Source organism: Flavicella sp. IMCC45537 (genome assembly GCF_057197705.1).
Window position 1 is genome coordinate 2,870,055 of record NZ_CM170067.1, and the last position, 21,006, is coordinate 2,891,060.

Genomic DNA, 21,006 nt, shown 5'->3' on the forward strand with positions numbered 1-21,006 from the left:
AATATGAAAAAAAAGATTCACCTAGCTGTCTTAATATTACTCTTAACAATGAGTTTTCAATCCTTTTCACAAGAAAAGGAAGAGACTTGGCATATGCCTGATTTAGAGGTGGATTTTAAAGAATATAAAGAAGGTGTATATGTAGAATTAAAAGATTCTATCCCGATTCGAGGAACATTATATAGAATCCGTGTCCCAGAAAATTGGAACGGAACCCTATTAAACGATTTGGATTATTATAAATCTGCCAATTCCCCTCGTAATGTTAAATTGTTAGAAATGGGTTATGCCTTGTCAGGCACTAAAAGACGTCCTGGCCGAATGAAAGCTTATGATCCAGCTCATGAAATTCACGATTTAATTTCTGTCTTGGACATATTTGAAGCTCGTTTTGGAAAACCTGCGAAAACTATTCAAATTGGTTGTTCAGGAGGAGGAACTGTAACAATTGCAATGGCTGAAATACATGCCGATAGAATTGATGGAGCTATTGCATTATGTGGAGCAACAAGTCCATGGATGGCAAATACTCATTTAGATGCTTTATTTGTTTTAAAAGCTTTGTTAGCTCCAGAGTTGCCTCTTGTTAATTTACCCCTTAGAGGAAAAGAAACGGAACGGATAACTTTAGCATGGAAAAATGTAGTTGAAGAAGCTCAAAAGACGCCTGAGGGGAGAGCAAGAATTGCTTTGGCTATAACAATAGGTCAATGGCCTGCTTGGGGAGGAAAGGGAAAAGCACCCATACCCAAACCTGACTTAAAAAACACAGAAGATTTACAATTTAGTATGTACAAAAGTTTATTAGGTTTACTACCTAGCCGTGGAACTTTTGGGACTACAATGATAGAATTGGCAGCTCCCGGGCAGATAAAATTCAATACAGGGGTTGATTATCATTTATTCTACAATAATGGAAATGATTTGTACAAAAAAGCGGTTGAAAATCTTTATAATCAGGCAGGTGCAAACTTAAAATCAGATATAGATAAAATAAATGCATTTCCACGAATAAAAGCCGATGCTTCGGCAAAAAAATGGTGGAGCAAACCTGGTAGAACGCACGTGGGTGAACCGAAAATTCCATTTTTACGTATGAGTACTTGCGGTGATGGTTTGGTTTACCCATCAATGGTAAAAGGTTATGAAGACTTGGTGGCAAAAAATGGCTATTCAGAATTGCTTAGAACTGCTTATGTTAATAGATGGGGGCATTGTGCTTTTTCCCTTGGTGAATGGTTGGCTGCTATTGATACAATGGTAAAACGTATTGAAACTGGTGAGTGGCCAAGTACCCAACCTAAAGCCATGAATAAATTGGTAAAATCACTCGCCCCAGATAGCAAGGCTGAATATTTTAATTATAGAACTGTAAAAAAATACAATCGTACTTGGGTACCTGGAGTTGAAGACTTTCTTGGAAAAGACTAAAGTTAAATTTTTAATGAGAAAAAGTAATAGATGAAAACAAAATATTATGAAGAATAAAATAAAATTTCAATTCTTAATTATATTATTTTTTGCAACTACTTTAGGTGCAAAAAACATTAAATTATATAACAATATTTGTATTCATGACACTACAAAATCGATTGCTGTTTCATATGCACAGAAAGCATTAAAGAAAGATTTTCAACGAAAATTTGGAACTACGAAATCACAAGAAAAAACGATTGATATTTTTTTTAAGATTGATGAGAATTGGGATGCATTTGATAAATACAAAATTGAAATAAAAAGTGGTGAAATAATTTTTACAGGTTCTGATGAATTAGGTTTGCTACATGGAATTTATACTTTTTCAGAAGACTATCTTGGAATAGATCCGTTTGTTTATTTCACTGATATTGTTCCACAACCTGTTCATTTTATAAAAGTGAATACAGGTACGATAACTTCAAAACCTTATACTTTCAAGCACCGTGTGTTTTTTGTTAATGATGAAGATTTGATTGTAGGGTTTCAAATGGAAAAACTAGAATATGGTTTTAACCTTGAGTTTATGGAGCACCTTTTTGAAACCATGTTGCGTCTTAAAATGACAGGTGTAATCCCTTCAACTTTGGTACTGGCGGATGAACCTCACCTAAAACTGGCATCGGATATGGGTTTATACATCGCCCAACATCATGCAGAACCGGTAGGAAGTGTGCCTTTGTATTGGCCCAAAAACATTCCCTATTCTTGGACTACGCACAAGGAACATTTTGTGAAATTCTGGAGAGATGCGATAGAAAGACAAAAAGGAAAAAACGTAATTTGGACTTTAAATTTTAGAGGACACTTAGATGGTCCATTTTGGAATGACGATCCGAATGTTTCTCATGATAGCCCACTCACCGACAAGGCCAAAATTGTAAATGAGGTGATTCAAACCCAATACAATTTAATTAAGGAAATTACCGGTAACAAAGAACCGTTGGTATGTGGATATTTATGGAGTGAACTGGGAGGAATGTACCGAGAAGGTTTGTTGAAATTTCCTTCCCAGACAATGATTCTATATTCGGATCAAGGCTATGGTGAGTTTCCTAAAGGAACTTGGGAATCTACAAAAAAAACGGAACTAGGTAAAGGGGTTTATCAACATGTTTCTTACCATAACCGTAAAACACATTTGCGCATCAATACCATTCACCCTGATATGTTACATCGAGAAATGGATAAAGCCATAAGTCATGGGCTTACAGATATGATTGTACTTAATGTGGGGAACTTTAAAGAAAAAATATTTGGCATTCAACAAATGGTAAATTATATGAATGATTTTGATAGTTATAAAAAATACACCACAGGTACCTATTATTTCGATTGGTATGTTAATAACAAGTATCATACAAATTCACCCGCTGTAATTCAGAGTTATAAAGATTTTTTTACAAATCAGTTTCATTTGGGTAACCCGAATCGTAAGCCCGGAGATGAATGGTTTTTTTATTATGTAGAACAATTATTGAACATGGCTTACCAGAAAGAATTCAATAATAAATTTGTCAAAAAAGAATTTCCGGGAAATGGTAAAGAGCAGTTTTTAAAACAAAAAGATTTTCAATCTAAAATGAATTTTCTTCTAAATGCTTATACTAAAATATACCGTTCTGCTGAATCAAAATGGGAAATTTCAGTACAACACGCTCTAGAAGCTAAAAGCGAATTATCAGGTAGTGCCTTAAATTTTTATACTATTGATATGGCTTTGCCTACTGAAAAAATGTTTCATTTAATAGGTATGGTTTCTGATTTTACGGAGTCTTTAGATTACTACTTAAAAAAAGATTATCATAAAAGTCAATTGAGAGCTTATGCCGCTCTAGAACATGCCAAAAAAGCCAATGAAATTGAATCAAAAATAGAACAAAATGGTTCTGGAAAATTTAAAAATTGGTATCGTTGGGATGAAACGGCATTAACTTTTCGAATCGAACTGGTGCTAGAAAACTACTTAGCCCATATAAAAGATCTCAAATATTTCAATTTGGAATATAAAAACAGAAATAGTAAAACACCTGGTGTTCAGCATAAATATCAACCCTTCTTTGAAAGTGAATATCAAAAGGAACTTATTTACATGAAAAATGCAAAGTAAACAATTCAGAAAAAATAAATATATGAATACAAATAAAATGAAATCGATTATTGGAGCAATCACTTTCTTAGCTTTTTTTAGTACGGAGGTTTGTGCGCAGAAAAGCAACAAGCCAAATGTAATAGTGATTTTAGCGGATGACATTGGGACTGGAGATATTTCTCATTATAGGAAATTGCATAGCGACAATATTATTCTGGAGACTCCAAATATTGATAATCTAGCAAAAGAAGGAATGTATTTCACAAATGCGCATTCTCCTGCAGCACTTTGTGCAACTTCTAGGTATTCTATAATGACAGGGAATTATTGCTATAGAAGTCAACTTCCTTGGGGGGTTTGGTCTGGAGTTACAAAATCAGTAATTAAAGAGGATCAAATGACTTTGGGAAGGTTAATGAAACAAGCAAATTATAATACAGCCTTTTTGGGAAAATGGCATATTGGAACTGCTTTTGGTGGAACAAAAAATCCGAATGAAATTTTTGACACTAAAAAAAGAGAAAAAAGTAATCCTAGACTGCCCATAGATATTACAAAAATTCTTTATGGACCAAAACAATTAGGATTTGATTATAATTTTGTGCTTCCAGCGGGAATTCAAAATGTTCCTTATGCTATTTACGAAAACGATCATTGGTTTAAACTGAAAAAAGATTCACATATCAAAGTGATTGATAAAGCATATATGGATGGTTTAGGGACGGATCATTTTAACAAACCAGGATGGGGTGACTCCAATTGGAATCCTAGTGAAATAGGCCCACTTTTAGCAAACAAAGCGGTAGCTTATATTGCTGAGAATTCTCATAAAAAAGATCCGTTTTTTATGTACTATTGTTCCCAGGCCGTGCATACGCCTCATGCTCCTCCGGTTGAGATTAATGGAGTAAAAATAAAAGGAACCACACCTTCCAAGCATATGGATATGATTAAGGAGCTGGATCAGCAGGTAGGAATGTTGGTTTCAGAGTTAAAAAAACAAGGTGTTTATCAAAACACAGTCATTATTTTTACTTCTGATAATGGAGGTTTGCAAGTAGATAAAAATACCGCTAAATCAGGGCATAAGGTTAGTGATATTTACAGAGGATCAAAAAACACGCCTTATGAAGGCGGACATCGTGTACCGTTTATAGCAGTTTGGCCAAACAAAATTAATAAGGAGATAATATCAGATAGACCGATCATAGGACTAGACGTTTTAGCAACACTGGCGGGTATTACAAAACAAAAGCTAAACAAAAAAGTAGCTCAAGATTCTCATAACTTACTTCCCCTGTTTAAAGAAAGTAAAAAGGCGAAAACACGTGATGTATTATTAATTCAAGGGGGAGCAAAAAAGGAATTTGTTATAAATGATAGTGGTTGGAAATTGATCATTCAAGTAAATAAAAAAACAATGGCTTTTGGTGATAGTGAACCCATTGCATTATTTAATTTGAATGATAATATTACTGAAGACGAAGCAAAAAATTACATCAACAATCCTAAATATAAAAATAAGGTGAACGAACTTTTTAATAAATACAAAAAAATTATCAGCGAGGGCCATTTTACAGGGAACCATAAACTTTAATATTGCTGTATGAAACATGTAATGAAATCTGTTTTATTTCTTTTTCTAAGCTTTTTATCTTTGATGAATTTCGCGCAAAAAAAGCCAAATATTGTTTTGATAATGGCGGATGATGTTAGTTGGAATTGTTTTGGAGCATACGGAGCCGAAGATTATAAAACTCCTAATATAGATGCGTTGGCAGCAAAAGGAATGAAATTTAACCACTGTTATTCTATGCCTATCTGTACTCCCTCTCGAGTAAAAATAATGACTGGGAAGTACAATTTTAGAAATTACACTCATTTTGGATATTTGGATCCTAATGAAAAAACGTTTGGACATTTAATGAAAGAAGCAGGATATAAAACTGCTATTGCAGGAAAATGGCAGTTGAATGGTTTGTATCATATGGCAGAAGGCTGTTCTGATAAAAATCGCCCACAGAAAGCCGGTTTTGATGCGTCTTGTCTTTGGCAAGTGACAACAGGAAAAACAGGTGAAAATGGAGGAGAACGTTTTTGGAGTCCACCGTTACTTCAAAACGGAAAATTTTTGACAATTGAGGATAATAAAGGGAAATATGGTCCAGATATTATGTCTGATTTTGTCTGCGATTTTATTGAAGAAAATAAGGATACTCCTTTTTTTGTTTATTACCCTACGGTTTTGGTACATAGTCCCTTTGTTCCTACACCAGCTACTATTGGAAATCAAACAAGAGGTCAAGAGGCTAATAAAACTCCTAAGAATGAGGGACAAAAGAAAGCTAATTATGTTGCGATGGTAAATTATTTAGACAAGCTGGTAGGAAAGATTGTACAAAAACTTGAGGAGGTGGAGCAACTAGAGCATACGTTGATTTTGTTTACATCAGACAATGGAACGGCTTCTATCACTTCTAAATGGAAAGGTGAAAATATTAGAGGAGCTAAGGGGAAAACGGTAGATATGGGAACTCATGTACCCTTGATAGCCTATTGGAAAGGGAAAACACCTAAGGGATATATTAGTAATGATTTGATTGATTTTACAGATTTCTACAGTACTTTATCAGAAGCAGCGCAACATGAACCAACAAACAGTGAACCTATTGATGGTCGAAGTTTTTTACCGCAAATAAAAGGAACCCAAGGAAATCCAAGAGATTGGGTTTTTTGGTATTATCAGCCGTATTGGGGAAGTCCTGAAAAATTTAAAGGAGTAAAATTTGTAAGAAATCAAACTTGTAAGTTATACAGTACAGGAGCTTTTTTTGATATCGAAAATGACATTCATGAAAAAAATAATTTAGAAGTAATAACAAATAATCCATCGTTAAAAGCAACTCAGAAAGAATTGCAAAAAATTCTTGATAAAGCACCTCCAGCTCCTATTGTAAAGGGAGGAAGGAAAGCCAAAACAAGAAAATTATATCCAGAATGGAAAAATATCGTAAATCCAAATGACTAAAGAACAAAAAGTAATGACCATGAAGAATGTTGTTTTCAAAAGAATTGTCTGGGTACTCCTGATGAGCTACATGCACTTTGGAATATCGCAGGAGAAAAGACCCAATATTATTTTTATCCTAACAGATGATCAATCTTATGGAATGATGGGCTGTACAGGAAATACAATAATAAAAACACCACATATAGATAAACTGGTAAATAAAAGTGTGCTGTTTACCAATGCGCATGTTAGCAGTGCTATTTGTACTCCAAGCCGAGTTTCTATTCTGTTAGGTCAATATGAACGTAAACATGGCGTAAATTTTAATTCAGCCACAACGGTTTCAAATGAAGCATGGGAATCATCTTATCCAGTTTTAATGCGTAAATCAGGCTATTATACTGGGTATATTGGGAAAAATCATTCTCCAATAGGCAAAGGTGGTTATGAAAATGGTTTGATAGAAAGTAGTTTTGATTTTTGGTATGCAAGTCATGGAGGGGTTTATTTTTATCCGAAGGAAAAAAGAGAAATTTTTCAGGATGCCATCGCAGACACACAAGTAGAAATTTTAGAAGAGGGGGTTAATCAATTTTTAGATCCGAATGCACGTCGATTGGACGGAGCGATTAGTTTTTTAGATCGTCGACCAAAAAATAAACCTTTTTTGTTGAATTTGAATTTCAATATTCCCCATGGGGCAACAACGGGCACCATGCGTCAAAAGGCAACAGATGATGCCATTTACAGGACACTTTATAGAGATTTAGAAATTCCATTACCTGAAAATTATATTGCAAGAGCCGACATAAAAACACCTAAATTACCTCCAGAGATTCATCATGCAAATGATCGACAAGCGGGTTATAATTATGTAGATACTCCTGAAGGTTTTAGAGAAAGGTATATACGACAATTACAGTGTCTTACTGGGGTTGATAGATTGGTAGGGAAACTTCTTAAAAAGCTAAAAAAATTAAAACTTGATAAAAATACCATCATCATTTTTACCTCTGACCATGGCTTATTTATGGGGGAGCAAGGTTTGGGTGGAAAATCATTGTGTTATGAAAAAACAACACATGTACCCATGTTTATGTATAATCCCAAACAGAAGAAAGGAATTAAAAGTAATGCTTTAGTGCAGACGATTGATATTGCACCAACAATGCTTGCATTGGCCGGTGTACAGATTCCTGAAACCATGCAGGGAAAAGATATTTCTGGTTTTATTAAAGGTAAGGATCCTAAAGTAAGAGGGTATTTATATACAGAAAACCTTTGGTCTACCACCTTTGGAAACCCTAGATGTGAGGCGGTTCAAACGAAAAACTGGAAATACATACGATACTATAAAAACAATAATATTTCTTCGAGAAAAAAAGTTGAACTAGCAAAGGAATATGGTATTTCTCAAAGGGTGATGCTCTATGAAGTACACGCAAGTCAAGTCGCTATTTATAGAAATTTTATTGAAGGCCCAATCAACGGCGAGGAACCCGTTTACGAGGAATTATACGATTTAAAAAATGATCCTCATGAACTTCACAACGTGATTGAAGCTCCTGGAAATAATAAAATTTTGGAAGAATTGAGAGATGCTTGGAAGGTTGAAATTAAAAAAGCCAGAGGTAAAGGAAATCCAAAAGTATATAGTTATTCTAATATCAGGTCAAAAGTGTAGAGAAGAGGGAAGCGGATTTTTATTATTTTTTTTGAGACGAAGTTCTGTTATTAAGGTTAAAATGAGAGTTAAAATTATTCGGTTTGCACATTTGTAGTAACAACCAAAACATTTGATACCATACCTAGAGCATGTTTGTTGCATCTTTGGAATTACTAAAATAACAAAGATGAAAAACACAACAACAGCTTGGGTACTTACATTGTTTCTATCAATTCAAGTAGCTATAGGACAAAATCAAAAACCTAATATATTGGTCATTTTAGCTGATGATTTAGGGTATGCAGATTTAGGTTTTACAGGTGCAAAAGACATTAAAACTCCTAATTTAGACAAACTAGCAAAAGGAGGGGTTATTATTAAAAACGGTTATGTTACACATCCTTATTGTGGACCATCAAGAGCTGGGTTAGTAACAGGGAGGTATCAAGCACGTTTTGGAATGGAGATTAATTTAACTAATTCTCCTTTTGATATGTATAATGGTTTACCCCTAGAAGAAAAAACATTTGCTAGGAGGTTACATAAATCTGGTTATAAAACTGGGGCCATTGGAAAATGGCATTTGGGAGGTTCAGATACATTTCACCCGAACAACAGAGGCTTTGATTATTTTTATGGTTTCTTATCTGGTGGACATTCCTATTTTCCAGAAAATGTAAAGACGAACATGCCTTTGATCAATCCGAAAAATAATAAACCGCATTATAGTGCTAATGAAGGTAGCTATTGGCCTTTGACTAGAAACAATAAACCTGGGGAGTTTGAAGAGTATTTGACAACCGCATTAAGTAAAGATGCAGCAAAATTTGTGACCAGTAGTAAGGACCCTTTTTGCTTGTATTTGGCCTATAATGCACCTCACATGCCTTTAGAAGCTCCAAAAGAAACGATAGAGAAATATGGTCATATAAAAAATAAAAGAAAAAGAGTCTATTCTGCTATGGTAGATGAATTGGATAAGGGAATTGGAATCGTTGTGGAGGCACTTAAAAAGTCGGGTAAATACGAGAATACATTGATATTCTTTTTATCAGATAATGGAGGACCTACTAAAAAAGGTGATGATTGGGCGAACAATGGTAATTTCAAAGAGGGTAAAGGTAGTATGTATGAAGGAGGGTGTCATGTTCCTTTTATAGTGCATTGGCCAAAAGGAAATTTCAAGGTTAAAGAATTTGATGGTTTAGTATCTGCTTTGGATATTGCAGCAACATCAGTAGCTTTAGGAGATGGAGATTCCTCTGGAGAAGCTTTAGAAGGAACGAATTTGATTCCATATTTACAAGGGAAACAAAAAGGGTCACCTCATGACGCTTTGTATTGGAGAATGCAGGATGGAATGGCTTGGGCAGTAAGAACTGAAAAAAGTAAATACCTCTTGAGAAATAAGAAAAATGCAAAACCTGAGTTTTTTGATATGAAAAAAGACCCGTATGAATCGGTGGATTTAGTTTTGAAAGAAAAGAAAAAGAAAAAGGAACTAGCTGAACTTTGGAATGAATGGAACAAGGGAAATAAATCGAATATATTTTTACAGTCGGGTAATTATCAAAAGCTTAGATTGAAAATGTACAAGGATTTATATGATAAATTAGAAAAGAAAGCGGCTGAAAAAGAGTTGCTTGAAATTGAATAATATGAAAATAGGTTTTAAAAACACAGTACATTTTGTTGTGTTTCTCTTATGTATTTATTCGAATGCTCAAAATAAGAAGCCAAATATTTTGGTTATCGTGGCAGATGATTTAGGCTATGCCACCACAGGAGTATATGCGGGGAAAGCATCGAGGTGTCAAACACCAAATATTGATCAAATTTCAAAGGAAGGAGCTCGCTTTACAGACGCATATGTAACGGCATCGGTTTGTGGGCCTTCTAGATCTGGTTTGTTAACTGGTAAATACCAACAGCGTTTTGGTGTTTATGCTAATTATGATAGTCAAAAAGGACCCGGAGTACCTGCTTCTGAAAAAGTGATGGGAACTTATTTCAAAGAAGCAGGGTATGCTACTGCTGCCATTGGGAAATGGCATGTAGGTGTAAAATTAAAAGGACAACATCCATTAGATAGAGGGTTTGATACCTATTATGGTTTCAACAGTGCTCAAACGGATTATTTTAATTCTCCAATTTTATTTGAGGGCAGAAAGAAGGTTAAAAAGCATAACTATTTAACTTTTCAGTTTACAGATGTTGCCATTGATTTTATTGAAAAGAATAAGGCCTCGGAGCAAGATAAACCTTTTTTTATGTATTTAGCGTACAATGCAGTTCATGGTCCGAATCAAGCGCCTAAAGAGTATATTGATAAATATAAAAACGAGCCTAAAGGAATTGCCAAACAAATGGCCATGGTTCATGCTTTGGATGATAGTATCGGACGTTTGATGAAGTCATTGAAAGAGATGAATTTGGAAGAAAATACATTGGTGTTTTTTTTAAGTGACAACGGAGGTTTGCCCAATTGGTGGAAAGGAAGTAATGAACCTTGGAGAGGTTTTAAACGAGAGCAGTGGGAAGGAGGTTATCATGTTCAGTTTTTGATGAAATGGCCGGGGAAAATTCCTTCTGGTGTTGTTAGAAATGAAATGGTTAGTTCTTTAGATGTTTTGAAAACAAGTTTAGCCGCAGCAAACATCAAACCATCCAAGAAAGATATTCTAGATGGTGAAAATATTCTCCCTGTTTTTAAAAGTGAAAAAAAGAAAGAAATTCACAAAACACTATTTTGGGCAGGATCTCATGTTGCTAGATCAGGAAAGGAGTATAAACGAGGAATGAAATTGCCTTATAGACAAGATGATCCACCACCTGCATGGGCCGTTAGAAAAGGGAAATGGAAATTGGTTCAAATGTTAGAATACAATGCTCCCATGTTATATGATTTGTCTAATGATCCAAGGGAATCAAACGATTTAGCAGCATTATATCCTAAGAAAGTGAAAGAGTTTTCTAAAGAATTTAAGCAATGGTTTAAAGATATGGAAAGCCCTGTTGCTTGGAATGTTTCTTATTTTAAACAGCTGCAAGCCATTGAATAATTAGAATAGTTTTTGAATCCTTGAAGTGAGTTTTTTTCATAATTTCTTCAGGGATTCGATTGCTTTCTGGTTTTATTCAAAAGGAATAACCTTTAAAGTTTCTAAATTTAAATTTGTTCTTTCTTTTCCTTCCGCTTCAAAAACTGCTGTAAAATTTTTATTTCCGATCGAATACCTTTTGTTGAAAGCTTTTAAAGAGTCAATATTGGTGAATTTTTCAACGGTTGCTTTGACACCTAAATCATGATTAGAGAAGAATAAAAAAACTTGATTGTTCAACGGACCTTTAAATTTTGAAACGATTGCAAGATCTTTATCCCCTTCGCTACCAACATCAATTCTAAAAAATTTTGTTTTATGGGTTATTGGGTCGATATAAGATATTTTATTTTTTTTGATATTAAAGTTCGGATTGGAACCGTTGAATAAAGAAATAAATTTATTCTCATTTTTCAAGGGACCAGTATAAATGATGTTGGTACGTTTGATATCTTCTACAGAAATTGATGAAGAAAAACGAATGTCAAAAGAATTCTCAAATTTGGTGAATAATTGAGTTAAACAATGAGATGAAATTACACCCATACTAGAAGAATAAGAATAATCTGATGGGCTAGTAGTATGTTCCAGTTCTGGTTTTTCTGAAATCAGATTTAAGTATTGATGAATGTTATTGATGTTATAGGACCTTGTCCATCCACTAGATCCCGTAATTGTTTTCCCTGCAATTCCAAAAACATCTCCTACAATTAACGTTGTTTCTTTTTTATTTGAGAAAAAATCTTTCCAAATTTCAGGATACGTTTTAAAGTAGGTTGTTACTAAAAATATGCTAGTTACAATCCCCAATGTGATATAAGGAAATGCTTGAATAATGTGTTTTTTTGTAAAAGAGGGTTTGTTTTTTGTTTGGTTTTCAAAATCAACATGGTATTGGCCTTTTTCGATAGTTAATTTCCATAAACTGTTTTGACCATCTGTTTGATAATATTTATCTAATTTTTTTCTCAGGTGGTACATGTTAACCCTTACTCTAGGGTTGTTTCTATCAAAATTTGATTTCTCTCCAAAAAACTCAAAATCGATAACATCTTCTTTAAGATAAGTACCCTCAATGGTAGCTTTTACTAAATATCTTAAAAGAGCTGAACTTTTTGGGGACTTCTGAAAAACTTTGCTCTCTAAGATGTTTTCAGTAAGTTCAAGTTTTTTTTCGTTTGAAAGCATTGTTAATTAGGTTTGTACGGTTTTTTTGTTTTTGAATTTAACCGTTACAAATACAGTTAAAAATTGGTTAAATATACTGTTTTTAATTAAAATGAAGTATTTTAGAGCCTAGGTTTGATACAAATACGTGTGCGAACACAAATTTTCCTGTCAAATTTTTTATTACTTATATTATACACAAAACATAACTTCAACATAAATAAATCAATGAGAAAAAAGATCATCTTTTTAATTTTAATCGCGATCGGATTAAATTTAAATGCGCAAAAATCAAAAAACCTTTTTAATGGTAAAAATCTAAGAGGTTGGGAGGTTTTAAACGGAACAGCAGAATTTAGAGTAGAAGATAATGTAATTGTAGGTGTTTCTACGACGAATACGCCTACTACATTTTTAGCCACCAAAAAAGAATACACAAATTTTATTTTGGAGTATGAATATATTATCGGAGAAGGATTGAATTCTGGAGTTCAGATACGAAGTCATAATACGAAAGAGAATCATTTTTATGGATTACAAGTAGAGGCAGATGATAGCGAAAGAGCATGGTCTGGAGGATTGTATGAGCAAGGTAGAAAAGGATGGCGCTATCCTTTAGAATATAATCCTGCCGCAAAAAGTGCAACTAAGAAAAGCGGAGAATGGAATAAAGTAAAGGTAATTGCCTATGGAAACCATGTGGCTACTTGGATTAATGGTGTCAATGTTTCAAATCTTTTAGAGGAAACGGTTGAAAAGGGAATTTTTGCTTTACAAATACATTCTATTGGTAAAAATAAAGAGAAAGAAGGAAAGCTTAATAAATGGAGAAATATCAAAGTGACGGAACTTAAATCTGCCCCAGAATTTGGGGTGTTAACGGCTCCTCAGGTTAGTTATTTACATAATGAATTAACAGAAGCTGAAAAGCAAGCAGGTTGGAAGTTACTATGGGATGGAAAAACATCTGAAGGTTGGAGAGGTGCTAAACGCAATGATTTTCCAGAAAAAGGGTGGTCTATGGAGAATGGTATTTTAACAGTACATGCCTCTGGAGGTGGCGAATCTGAGCATGGTGGTGATATTGTTACAACTAAAGCTTATAAGAATTTTGAACTAGAGTTAGACTTTAACTTTACGAAAGGGGCAAATAGCGGAATAAAATATTTTGTTGATACGAATTTAAATAAAGGAAAAGGTTCTGCAATTGGTTGTGAATTTCAAATCCTTGACGACAAGCATCATCCCGATGCTAAAAAAGGAGTGAATAGTAAAAGAACGATAGGGTCTTTATATGATTTGATAAAAGCAGATTCCAGAATTCATGTGAAAGGTTTAAGACCTTTGAAATATGTAAATGGAGGTGCTAATTATAATAGAGCTCGTATTGTTGTAAATGGATCAAAAGTAGCACATTACTTAAATGGTTGTAAAGTTGTTGAGTACGAAAGAGGAACACAGCAATGGAAAGCACTAGTGGCTTATAGTAAATATAGCAAATGGCCAAATTTTGGTGAAGCATCTGAAGGTTTGATCTTATTGCAAGATCATGGAGATGAAGTACATTTTAAAAATATTAAAATAAAAGAATTGAAATAATTCCAAAAAAGCATTTGAAATGATAACAAGAAGAGAATTTGTAAGAAATACTGCGTTAACAACTGCCGGAATAGGATTGGTTAGTGCAACGGGTTTTTCAAATATATTAGGAGCTAACGAAAGAGTAAATATTGCTATTTTAGGCTGTGGGGGCCGTGCGCATAGTTTGGCTAAAGCCATTGGACAAAGTGGGAATAGTAAAGTAACGCATATTTGTGATGTAGATAAAAATAGACTAGATAAATTTCAGGGATATGTTTCAAATACAAATGGAAATACACCTGTTAAGGAAAAAGACTTTAGAGTTTTATTAGAAAATAAAGATATAGACGCTGTTGTAATTGCAACGCCAGAGCATTGGCATGCACCGATGGCAATTATGGCAATGCAAGCGGGTAAACATGTATATGTAGAAAAACCGTGTAGTCATAATCCTCATGAAAATGAATTATTAATCGCTGCTCAAAAGAAATATGACAAACAATGTCAGATGGGGAACCAACAGCGTTCTTCCAAGACATCAGCTATCGCTATGGCAGATATCAAAGATGGTATTATCGGAAAAGCTTATGCCGGAAAGGCGCATTATAGAAATGCTCGTAAATCTATTGGTGTAGGAAAACAAGTTGAGGTTCCTTCTTTTTTAGATTGGGATTTATGGCAAGGACCTGCTCCAAGAGAGTCATATAGAAATAATGTACATCCTTATAATTGGCATTGGTTTAAAACTTGGGGAACGGGTGAAATACATAATAATGGAACTCATGAAATAGATATCTGTCGTTGGGCATTAGGTGTAAATTATCCAACAAGAGTAGTTTCTGCTGGTGGACGTTTGCATTATCAAGGAGATGATTGGGAGTATTACGATACACAAATGGCAAGTTATGAATTTGAAGGTGGGAAAATGATTACTTGGGATGGTAGAAGCTGCAACGCATACAAACCAACTGGGGGGCGTGGTGCAACAATTTTTGGAACTGAAGGAACAATTGTTTTGGATAGAGGAAAATATGAACTGTTCGATTTAAAAGGAAAGAAAATAAAAACACTTAGAGAAAATCAACAAGGTACTTCTAATGATACTGCTGATACTCGCGGGTTTGACGGTTTAACGGTGAATCATATGAGAAACTTTGCGAATGCAATTTTAAAAGGAGAAGCGTTAAAGTCTCCCATTGCAGACGGAGCCATTTCAACTCAATTGTGTCACTTAGGAAATATATCTCAAGCCTTAGGTGAAAGTTTGGATGTAGATCCCAAAACAGGAAGAGTAATTAAAAATAAAAAAGCTAAAAAAATGTGGAAAAGAGATTACGAAAAAGGTTGGGAGCCTAAACTGTAATAATTCCATTAAATTATAAAGCGTATTTGTTTGTTTTAAAATGCAATTGAATACGCTTTTTTTGTATTTCCATAATAACCAACTAAATTTAAAACCATGATTATTAAATTTATAAACCTAATTGCGCTCGTCTGTATTTTGATGGGTTGTGATGAACCAATAAAGGAACCGAGTTCAAAAGAAATAAAAACGATTGCCACAAAGGTTGCAGATTGGCAAATTGAGACTTTTGAAGATATGGGTACTTACCGTGCACTGCCAAAAGGAGAGCTTAAAAAATGGCAGAATAGAAATCGATATAACGATTTGGATTGGACCTGTGCAGCCTTGTATGCCGGGATGTTTGAGTTTTCTAAAATTACCGGAGATCCAACCTATACGAAATGGTTATATGGGATAGGAAAAAAGAATCAATGGAAATTACATAAAAGAATGTTTCATGCTGATGACCATGCCGTAGGACAAATGTATTTGAGTTTACATACTCTTTTCGGTAAAAAAGGGCTTGTCAATCCAACGAGGAAACAATTTGATGCCATCATGGAAAGTGAAAAAAAAGATGATTTGCATTGGACTTGGTGTGACGCATTATTTATGGCTCCGCCGGTTTGGGCAAGATTATCAAAAGTGACCAAAGATGAGAAGTATTTGGAGTACATGGATCAACAATATCATATGACCTATGATTTGTTGTGGGATACTGAGGAGAAGTTTTTCTTTAGAGATAAATCTTATTTGAAACAAACCGAAAAAAATGGTAAAAAACTTTTTTGGTCCCGCGGAAATGGATGGGTGTTTGGTGGCTTGGCATTGATGATTCCAGATTTTCCAGAGAATTGGAACAAAACCCCTTTCTATATAAACCTGTTTCAGGAAATGGCGAGTAGTTTGAAAAATACCCAAAGAAAAGATGGAACCTGGTCTTCAGGTTTATTGGGTGGAGAAACGGCTTACCCTATTAAAGAAGTGAGTGGTTCTGCTTTTTTTGTGTTTGGTTTGGCATGGGGAATCAATAATGGAATTTTAGATGCAGAGGTATATACACCGGTAATGTTAAAAGGTTGGAATGCTCTTGAGAAATGTGTTTCAAAGGAAGGTATGGTTGGATATATTCAGCCTGTAGGAGCGGCTCCTGGAAATAGTTTTAAAGAGTATACAGAAGTGTATGGAACAGGGGCATTTTTAGCGGCAAGTTCAGAGGTGTATAAATTTATTAAACAGAAAGAACTGTCCTCTCATAAATCCGAAAATACAAAGGAAATTACCTTTATGAAAGATGGTGGTTGGTGTTGGTACCAAGACCCAAGAGCTATTATAAATAATGGAAAATTAGTTATCGGAGGTGTAAGTGGTCAAAATGGTGATGTAAAAGTGAGTGTTTTTGATCTTGATAAAAAGACGGATGAAGGTACGGTAGTTTTGGATAAAAAATTTCAAAGAGATGACCATGATACGCCTGCATTTTACGCAAGACCGGATGGGAGTATACTTTCCGTTTGGGCAAGACATGCGAATGAGAATAAACATTATTACAGTATTTCTTCATCCAAAAATTATTTAAAATGGTCAGATACAAAAACCTTTCGGCATGATTATTCAGGGAGAGGTGGTGTCACTTATATGAATTTACATTATTTGGAAAATGAAAAAACTTTGTACAATTTCTTTAGGGACGGTCCTTCATTTAACCCTACTTATATGACCTCTAAAGATCATGGTTTGACCTGGGGAAATAGAACTCACTTTATTGCTGATGATGTTGAGGGTAGACAGCGTCCGTATGCTAGGTATATACAAAAAGATGCGAATACGGTTGGAGTTTCTTTTACAGATGGTCACCCAAGGGCCTATGGGAATAGTTTGTACTATGCAGAGTTTAAAAATGGGACCTTCTATAATGTAGATGGTTCAAAGATAAAAGTAGCGAATGGTGAGCCATTGAGAACCCCTGAAGCTGAGAAATTGTTTCTAGGTAGTGAGACAAAGAAAAAACCAAAAGGATTTGAAAGTGTACCAAATAGTGCGTGGACCTGTGCTATGGGGAAAGATGAAAATAACAATCCGCATATTGGGTATACTTTGTATTTGAGTAATGATGACCATCGATTTAGAATTGTTTTATGGGATGGATCAAAATGGATAGATAAAGAGATTGCCTATGCCGGAAAATGTTTATACACTATGGAAAGTAGTTATACGGGGCTAATGACTTTTGATCCTGAAGATCCAACACGTGTTTATATTTCTACCGATGTAAACCCTAGTACGGGAGCCCAGATGAATAATATTCATGAAATATATACTGCAAAAATAAATGCCAATGATGATATTTCAAGTATTCAATGGAAAGCACTTACAAAGGATTCTGAATTCAGAAATATCAGACCTATTTTACTTTCGGATGAAGGGCATAAAGTGTTAATTTGGTTAAATGGACCTTGGGATTCTTTTGTGAATTATCATGCTGATGTAAAAGGTTTGATTATAGAATAATATGAGAAAAATACTATTTATATTAGGTTGTTTTATGCTAACTACAAGTGGAATAGTTAGTCAACAAAAACAAAATATTTTATTGATTTGTGTGGATGACTTACGTCCTGAATTGGCTTGTTTTGGAGCGGAATATATAAAATCACCACATATTGATGCATTGGCCAAAAAAAGCAGAGTGTTTTTGAATCATTATGTAAATGCTCCTAGTTGTGGTCCCTCTAGGTATACCTTGCTTACAGGGGGTTATGGACCACCAAAGAATGATGCTTTGTTTTTGAGATCAAAAAAAGCAAAACAAGGTTTGAGTTCACCTAGTATGCCTGAATGGTTTAAGGATGCTGGGTATACTACTGTTTCGATTGGAAAAGTTTCGCATCACCCTGGTGGTCTGGGTGGAAAAAATTGGGATGATCCTAATGTTGTTGAAATGCCCAATGCGTGGGACAAACACCTGATGCCTGTGGCAGAATGGAAACATCCAAGAGGAGCTATGCATGGTTTGGCTAAGGGAGAAATAAGGGTGAAAAGTGGAGAAATGGACGTGTATCAAAGTGTTGCCGGAGACGATTTCTTATATCCCGATGGAAGCATCGCAGAACAAGCGATAAAAACATTAGGTACTTTGACTCAAAAACAAGAGAAACCTTTCTTTTTAGCAGTAGGGTTTATTAGACCTCACTTGCCATTTGGAGCTCCAGAAAAATATTTGAATTTATACAAAAACACTACGTTACCGGAAATTCCAAGTCCACAGAAACCAATAGGAACATCTACCTGGCATAAATCAAATGAATTTATGAAATACAACCGTTGGGGGAAGAATCCTAATGAAGATAAAATATTTGCAGAGCAAGTTAGGTTGCATTATGCCGCTTGTGTGAGCTATGCAGATGCCCAGGTTGGTAAGCTGTTAAAGGAGTTAAAAAGAACAGGTGCAGATAAAAATACTATTGTAGTTTTATGGGGAGATCATGGATGGAATCTTGGCGATCATGGCATTTGGGGAAAACATAATTTATTTGAAGAAGGGGTGCATTCTCCGCTTATGATTTCCTACCCAGCTCTTAAAAAGAAAGGAAAGAAATCAAATTCAGTTGTGGAAACGATTGATCTATTTCCTACTTTATGTGAGTTAACAGGAAACAATGTTCCGGAATTTACGGAGGGTAAATCGTTGCTTTCTATTTTAAAGAATCCAAAAAAGAAAGGTCATAATGCCATTTCGTATAATCCAAGAGCAACTTCACTTCGAACGGATAGATATCGATTTACAAAACATAAAACAGGTGCGGTAGAATTATATGATCATGAAAAGGATCCTTATGAGATGAAGAATATTGCTTCAAATAATGAAGAACTGGTGGAAGAGTTAACGGTTCTTTTTGAGGCTAAATTAAATAGAAAAAAGTAATAATAAAGTTCTAGTCTATATAAGGATCAGTTGTGAAGGGTTTTGATTTTTAATTTTTTCTTTATCTAGGCTAAGTTTTTGTCTATACAAATTGGTAAATAGTGTAGGTATTGTATAATCGGATTCAAAGCTGCCAATTGTTGGTTTAATTATTTTTGGAATCAAGAGATTTCTTTTTGATTTTACAGATAATAAATAAATTCAACTTAATATGTTCAAAAGCTTTAAATTCCCGTACAAAGGGTTGTTGTTAGTTAGTTTAATTGTAACCTTTTCTTGCGGTTCAAGGGATTCTGAATCGATTGAACCATCACAAAAAGGTTTTCCGAATCGATTGCCAATGACAAAACCAAACAGGGAGATGAGTGCGGCATTGAACAGATTATACGATGCATATCCTGCACCAAAACCCCAAGCAAATGAATTATTTTCTCAGTTTAAATACACAAAACTTGAGGGATTTGATTATCATAATCATGATGGAACGATTAGCAGAAGAGATCCGTCAAAAGTCATTTTTCATGAGGGGAAATATTACGTTTGGTATACCTATAGAAACACACCTACTCCGCCACAAGGGGCTGCAAAGAGCACAGACAGAATTCCTTCTTCTGATTGGGACTTAGCAGAGATTTGGTATGCCACTAGTACTGATGGATTTCATTGGGAGGAGCAAGGAGTTGCCATTAGTAGGCCAGAGAAACCTATTGTAGGTTGGAGATCTGTCACAACAACGGATATATTGAAATGGAAAGGGAAGTATTATTTGTACTACCAAGGGTTTATGGAGGCAAGTGGTAAACGAGGAGATGATTGTCCGGTTGCAGTTTCTTATGCAGATTCTCCAGAGGGACCTTGGACACCCTACAATAAAATTGTAATTCCAAATGGAGCGAAAGGAGAGTGGGATGAATTTTCAATTCATGATCCGTACCCGTTAGTCTATAAAGGAAAAATATATCTATATTACAAATCGGATTTTGGGGTAAAAGGAGATTGGATAAGAATGCAAGGTCTTGCTACAGCAGACAATCCTTTAGGTCCTTTTACGAAACATCCCTTGAACCCAGTCATTTCTTCGGGGCATGAAACTTCTTTATTTCCTTTTAAAGGAGGAATTGCTGCAATGGTTTATAAAGATGGTAATGAGCATAATACAGTTCAGTTTGCTGAAGATGGAGTGAATTTTGAAATTGCAGCTATTACAGAGATGATGCCTTACGCAGCAGCTCCATTTGTGCCTGATGCTTTTACAGATACGAAAAACGGTAGAGGGATTACATGGGGAATGGCACATTTTATAGGAATGGGGGGCAGAGGAAAATTCCATTCCATGCTAGCACGTTTTGACTGTGATTTAAGTCAGGATATGAATGATCATGAGATGAAAGAGCCAAGAGTAAAATATACTCCTGAAGATTACTTTAAACGAAGTCTAAGCACAAAACAGAAAAAACGTATTCAGAAACAAAATGAAGCTCTTATTGGGAACTAAATTTTTGTTGGATTGAATAGGTTGATAATCTACGTTCGGAGCTAGTTTTGAAAGGTGAATCTACAGAATCCGAGATCCAAATTAAATCCTTAGGTATAGGTGTTTATTTAGTTAGCGTAGCGGATTATAAAGGGAAATTGATGAAAAT

General features: G+C 34.8%; 13 protein-coding genes. 12 read left to right on the forward strand and 1 reads right to left on the reverse strand.

Annotated elements, in window-relative coordinates; translation table 11 throughout:
- Positions 1-3: 3 nt before the first annotated feature.
- The 7 genes from AC2DGP_RS11655 (at position 4) to AC2DGP_RS11685 (ending at position 11,306) form a co-directional block, all read left to right on the forward strand.
- On the forward strand, positions 4-1,431 hold the full coding sequence (locus tag AC2DGP_RS11655) for an alpha/beta fold hydrolase (protein WP_484490236.1): 1,428 nt from the start codon (positions 4-6) through the stop codon (positions 1,429-1,431).
- Positions 1,432-1,477: 46 nt separating this feature from the next.
- Positions 1,478-3,586: a glycosyl hydrolase 115 family protein gene (locus tag AC2DGP_RS11660; protein WP_484490237.1), complete on the forward strand. Its 2,109-nt coding sequence runs from the start codon at positions 1,478-1,480 to the stop codon at positions 3,584-3,586.
- 22 nt (positions 3,587-3,608) lie between these two features.
- On the forward strand, positions 3,609-5,165 hold the full coding sequence (locus AC2DGP_RS11665; RefSeq protein WP_484490238.1) for a sulfatase family protein: 1,557 nt from the start codon (positions 3,609-3,611) through the stop codon (positions 5,163-5,165).
- A 9-nt stretch (positions 5,166-5,174) separates the two neighbouring features.
- Positions 5,175-6,596, forward strand: coding sequence for a sulfatase family protein (locus AC2DGP_RS11670; RefSeq protein WP_484490239.1), 1,422 nt, complete (start codon positions 5,175-5,177; stop codon positions 6,594-6,596).
- Complete coding sequence (locus AC2DGP_RS11675) at positions 6,589-8,262, forward strand: sulfatase-like hydrolase/transferase (RefSeq protein WP_484490240.1); 1,674 nt, start codon at positions 6,589-6,591, stop codon at positions 8,260-8,262. Before AC2DGP_RS11670 ends, AC2DGP_RS11675 begins: the two co-directional genes overlap by 8 nt.
- Positions 8,263-8,431: 169 nt before the next feature.
- A complete protein-coding gene (locus AC2DGP_RS11680) occupies positions 8,432-9,901 on the forward strand; it encodes a sulfatase family protein (protein WP_484490241.1) in 1,470 nt (489 codons plus the stop codon).
- Position 9,902: 1 nt separating this feature from the next.
- Entirely contained in the window at positions 9,903-11,306 is a 1,404-nt protein-coding gene (locus AC2DGP_RS11685) for a sulfatase-like hydrolase/transferase (protein ID WP_484490242.1), read from the forward strand.
- 72 nt (positions 11,307-11,378) lie between these two features.
- Here the strand turns inward: AC2DGP_RS11685 and AC2DGP_RS11690 are convergent, their stop codons facing one another.
- Positions 11,379-12,533 carry a hypothetical protein gene (locus tag AC2DGP_RS11690; protein WP_484490243.1) on the reverse strand — a complete coding sequence of 385 codons (1,155 nt, stop codon included), beginning with the start codon at positions 12,531-12,533 and terminating at the stop codon, positions 11,379-11,381.
- 207 nt (positions 12,534-12,740) lie between these two features.
- Here AC2DGP_RS11690 and AC2DGP_RS11695 point away from each other — a divergent pair, with 207 nt between their 5' ends.
- The 5 genes from AC2DGP_RS11695 to AC2DGP_RS11715 all read left to right on the forward strand — a co-directional run bounded on the left by AC2DGP_RS11695 (position 12,741) and on the right by AC2DGP_RS11715 (position 20,858).
- Positions 12,741-14,111 carry a 3-keto-disaccharide hydrolase gene (locus tag AC2DGP_RS11695; protein ID WP_484490244.1) on the forward strand — a complete coding sequence of 457 codons (1,371 nt, stop codon included), beginning with the start codon at positions 12,741-12,743 and terminating at the stop codon, positions 14,109-14,111.
- Positions 14,112-14,130: 19 nt separating this feature from the next.
- Entirely contained in the window at positions 14,131-15,456 is a 1,326-nt protein-coding gene (locus tag AC2DGP_RS11700) for a Gfo/Idh/MocA family protein (protein ID WP_484490245.1), read from the forward strand.
- A gap of 96 nt (positions 15,457-15,552) precedes the next feature.
- A complete protein-coding gene (locus AC2DGP_RS11705; protein WP_484490246.1) occupies positions 15,553-17,949 on the forward strand; it encodes a glycoside hydrolase family 88 protein in 2,397 nt (798 codons plus the stop codon).
- Position 17,950: 1 nt separating this feature from the next.
- Positions 17,951-19,363: a sulfatase gene (locus AC2DGP_RS11710; protein ID WP_484490247.1), complete on the forward strand. Its 1,413-nt coding sequence runs from the start codon at positions 17,951-17,953 to the stop codon at positions 19,361-19,363.
- A gap of 211 nt (positions 19,364-19,574) precedes the next feature.
- Entirely contained in the window at positions 19,575-20,858 is a 1,284-nt protein-coding gene (locus AC2DGP_RS11715) for a glycoside hydrolase family 117 protein (RefSeq protein ID WP_484490248.1), read from the forward strand.
- Positions 20,859-21,006 lie beyond the last annotated feature (148 nt).

Bases quoted from the DNA above. Each gene is read 5' to 3' on its own strand.
- AC2DGP_RS11660 (WP_484490237.1), top strand. From the start codon at position 1,478: ATGAAGAATAAAATAAAATTTCAATTCTTAATTATATTATTTTTTGCA.
- AC2DGP_RS11655 (WP_484490236.1), top strand. From the start codon at position 4: ATGAAAAAAAAGATTCACCTAGCTGTCTTAATATTACTCTTAACAATG.
- AC2DGP_RS11675 (WP_484490240.1), top strand. From the start codon at position 6,589: ATGACTAAAGAACAAAAAGTAATGACCATGAAGAATGTTGTTTTCAAA.
- AC2DGP_RS11685 (WP_484490242.1), top strand. From the start codon at position 9,903: ATGAAAATAGGTTTTAAAAACACAGTACATTTTGTTGTGTTTCTCTTA.
- AC2DGP_RS11705 (WP_484490246.1), top strand. From the start codon at position 15,553: ATGATTATTAAATTTATAAACCTAATTGCGCTCGTCTGTATTTTGATG.
- AC2DGP_RS11715 (WP_484490248.1), top strand. From the start codon at position 19,575: ATGTTCAAAAGCTTTAAATTCCCGTACAAAGGGTTGTTGTTAGTTAGT.
- AC2DGP_RS11695 (WP_484490244.1), top strand. From the start codon at position 12,741: ATGAGAAAAAAGATCATCTTTTTAATTTTAATCGCGATCGGATTAAAT.
- AC2DGP_RS11670 (WP_484490239.1), top strand. From the start codon at position 5,175: ATGAAACATGTAATGAAATCTGTTTTATTTCTTTTTCTAAGCTTTTTA.
- AC2DGP_RS11680 (WP_484490241.1), top strand. From the start codon at position 8,432: ATGAAAAACACAACAACAGCTTGGGTACTTACATTGTTTCTATCAATT.
- AC2DGP_RS11665 (WP_484490238.1), top strand. From the start codon at position 3,609: ATGAATACAAATAAAATGAAATCGATTATTGGAGCAATCACTTTCTTA.
- AC2DGP_RS11700 (WP_484490245.1), top strand. From the start codon at position 14,131: ATGATAACAAGAAGAGAATTTGTAAGAAATACTGCGTTAACAACTGCC.
- AC2DGP_RS11710 (WP_484490247.1), top strand. From the start codon at position 17,951: ATGAGAAAAATACTATTTATATTAGGTTGTTTTATGCTAACTACAAGT.
- AC2DGP_RS11690 (WP_484490243.1), bottom strand. From the start codon at position 12,533: ATGCTTTCAAACGAAAAAAAACTTGAACTTACTGAAAACATCTTAGAG.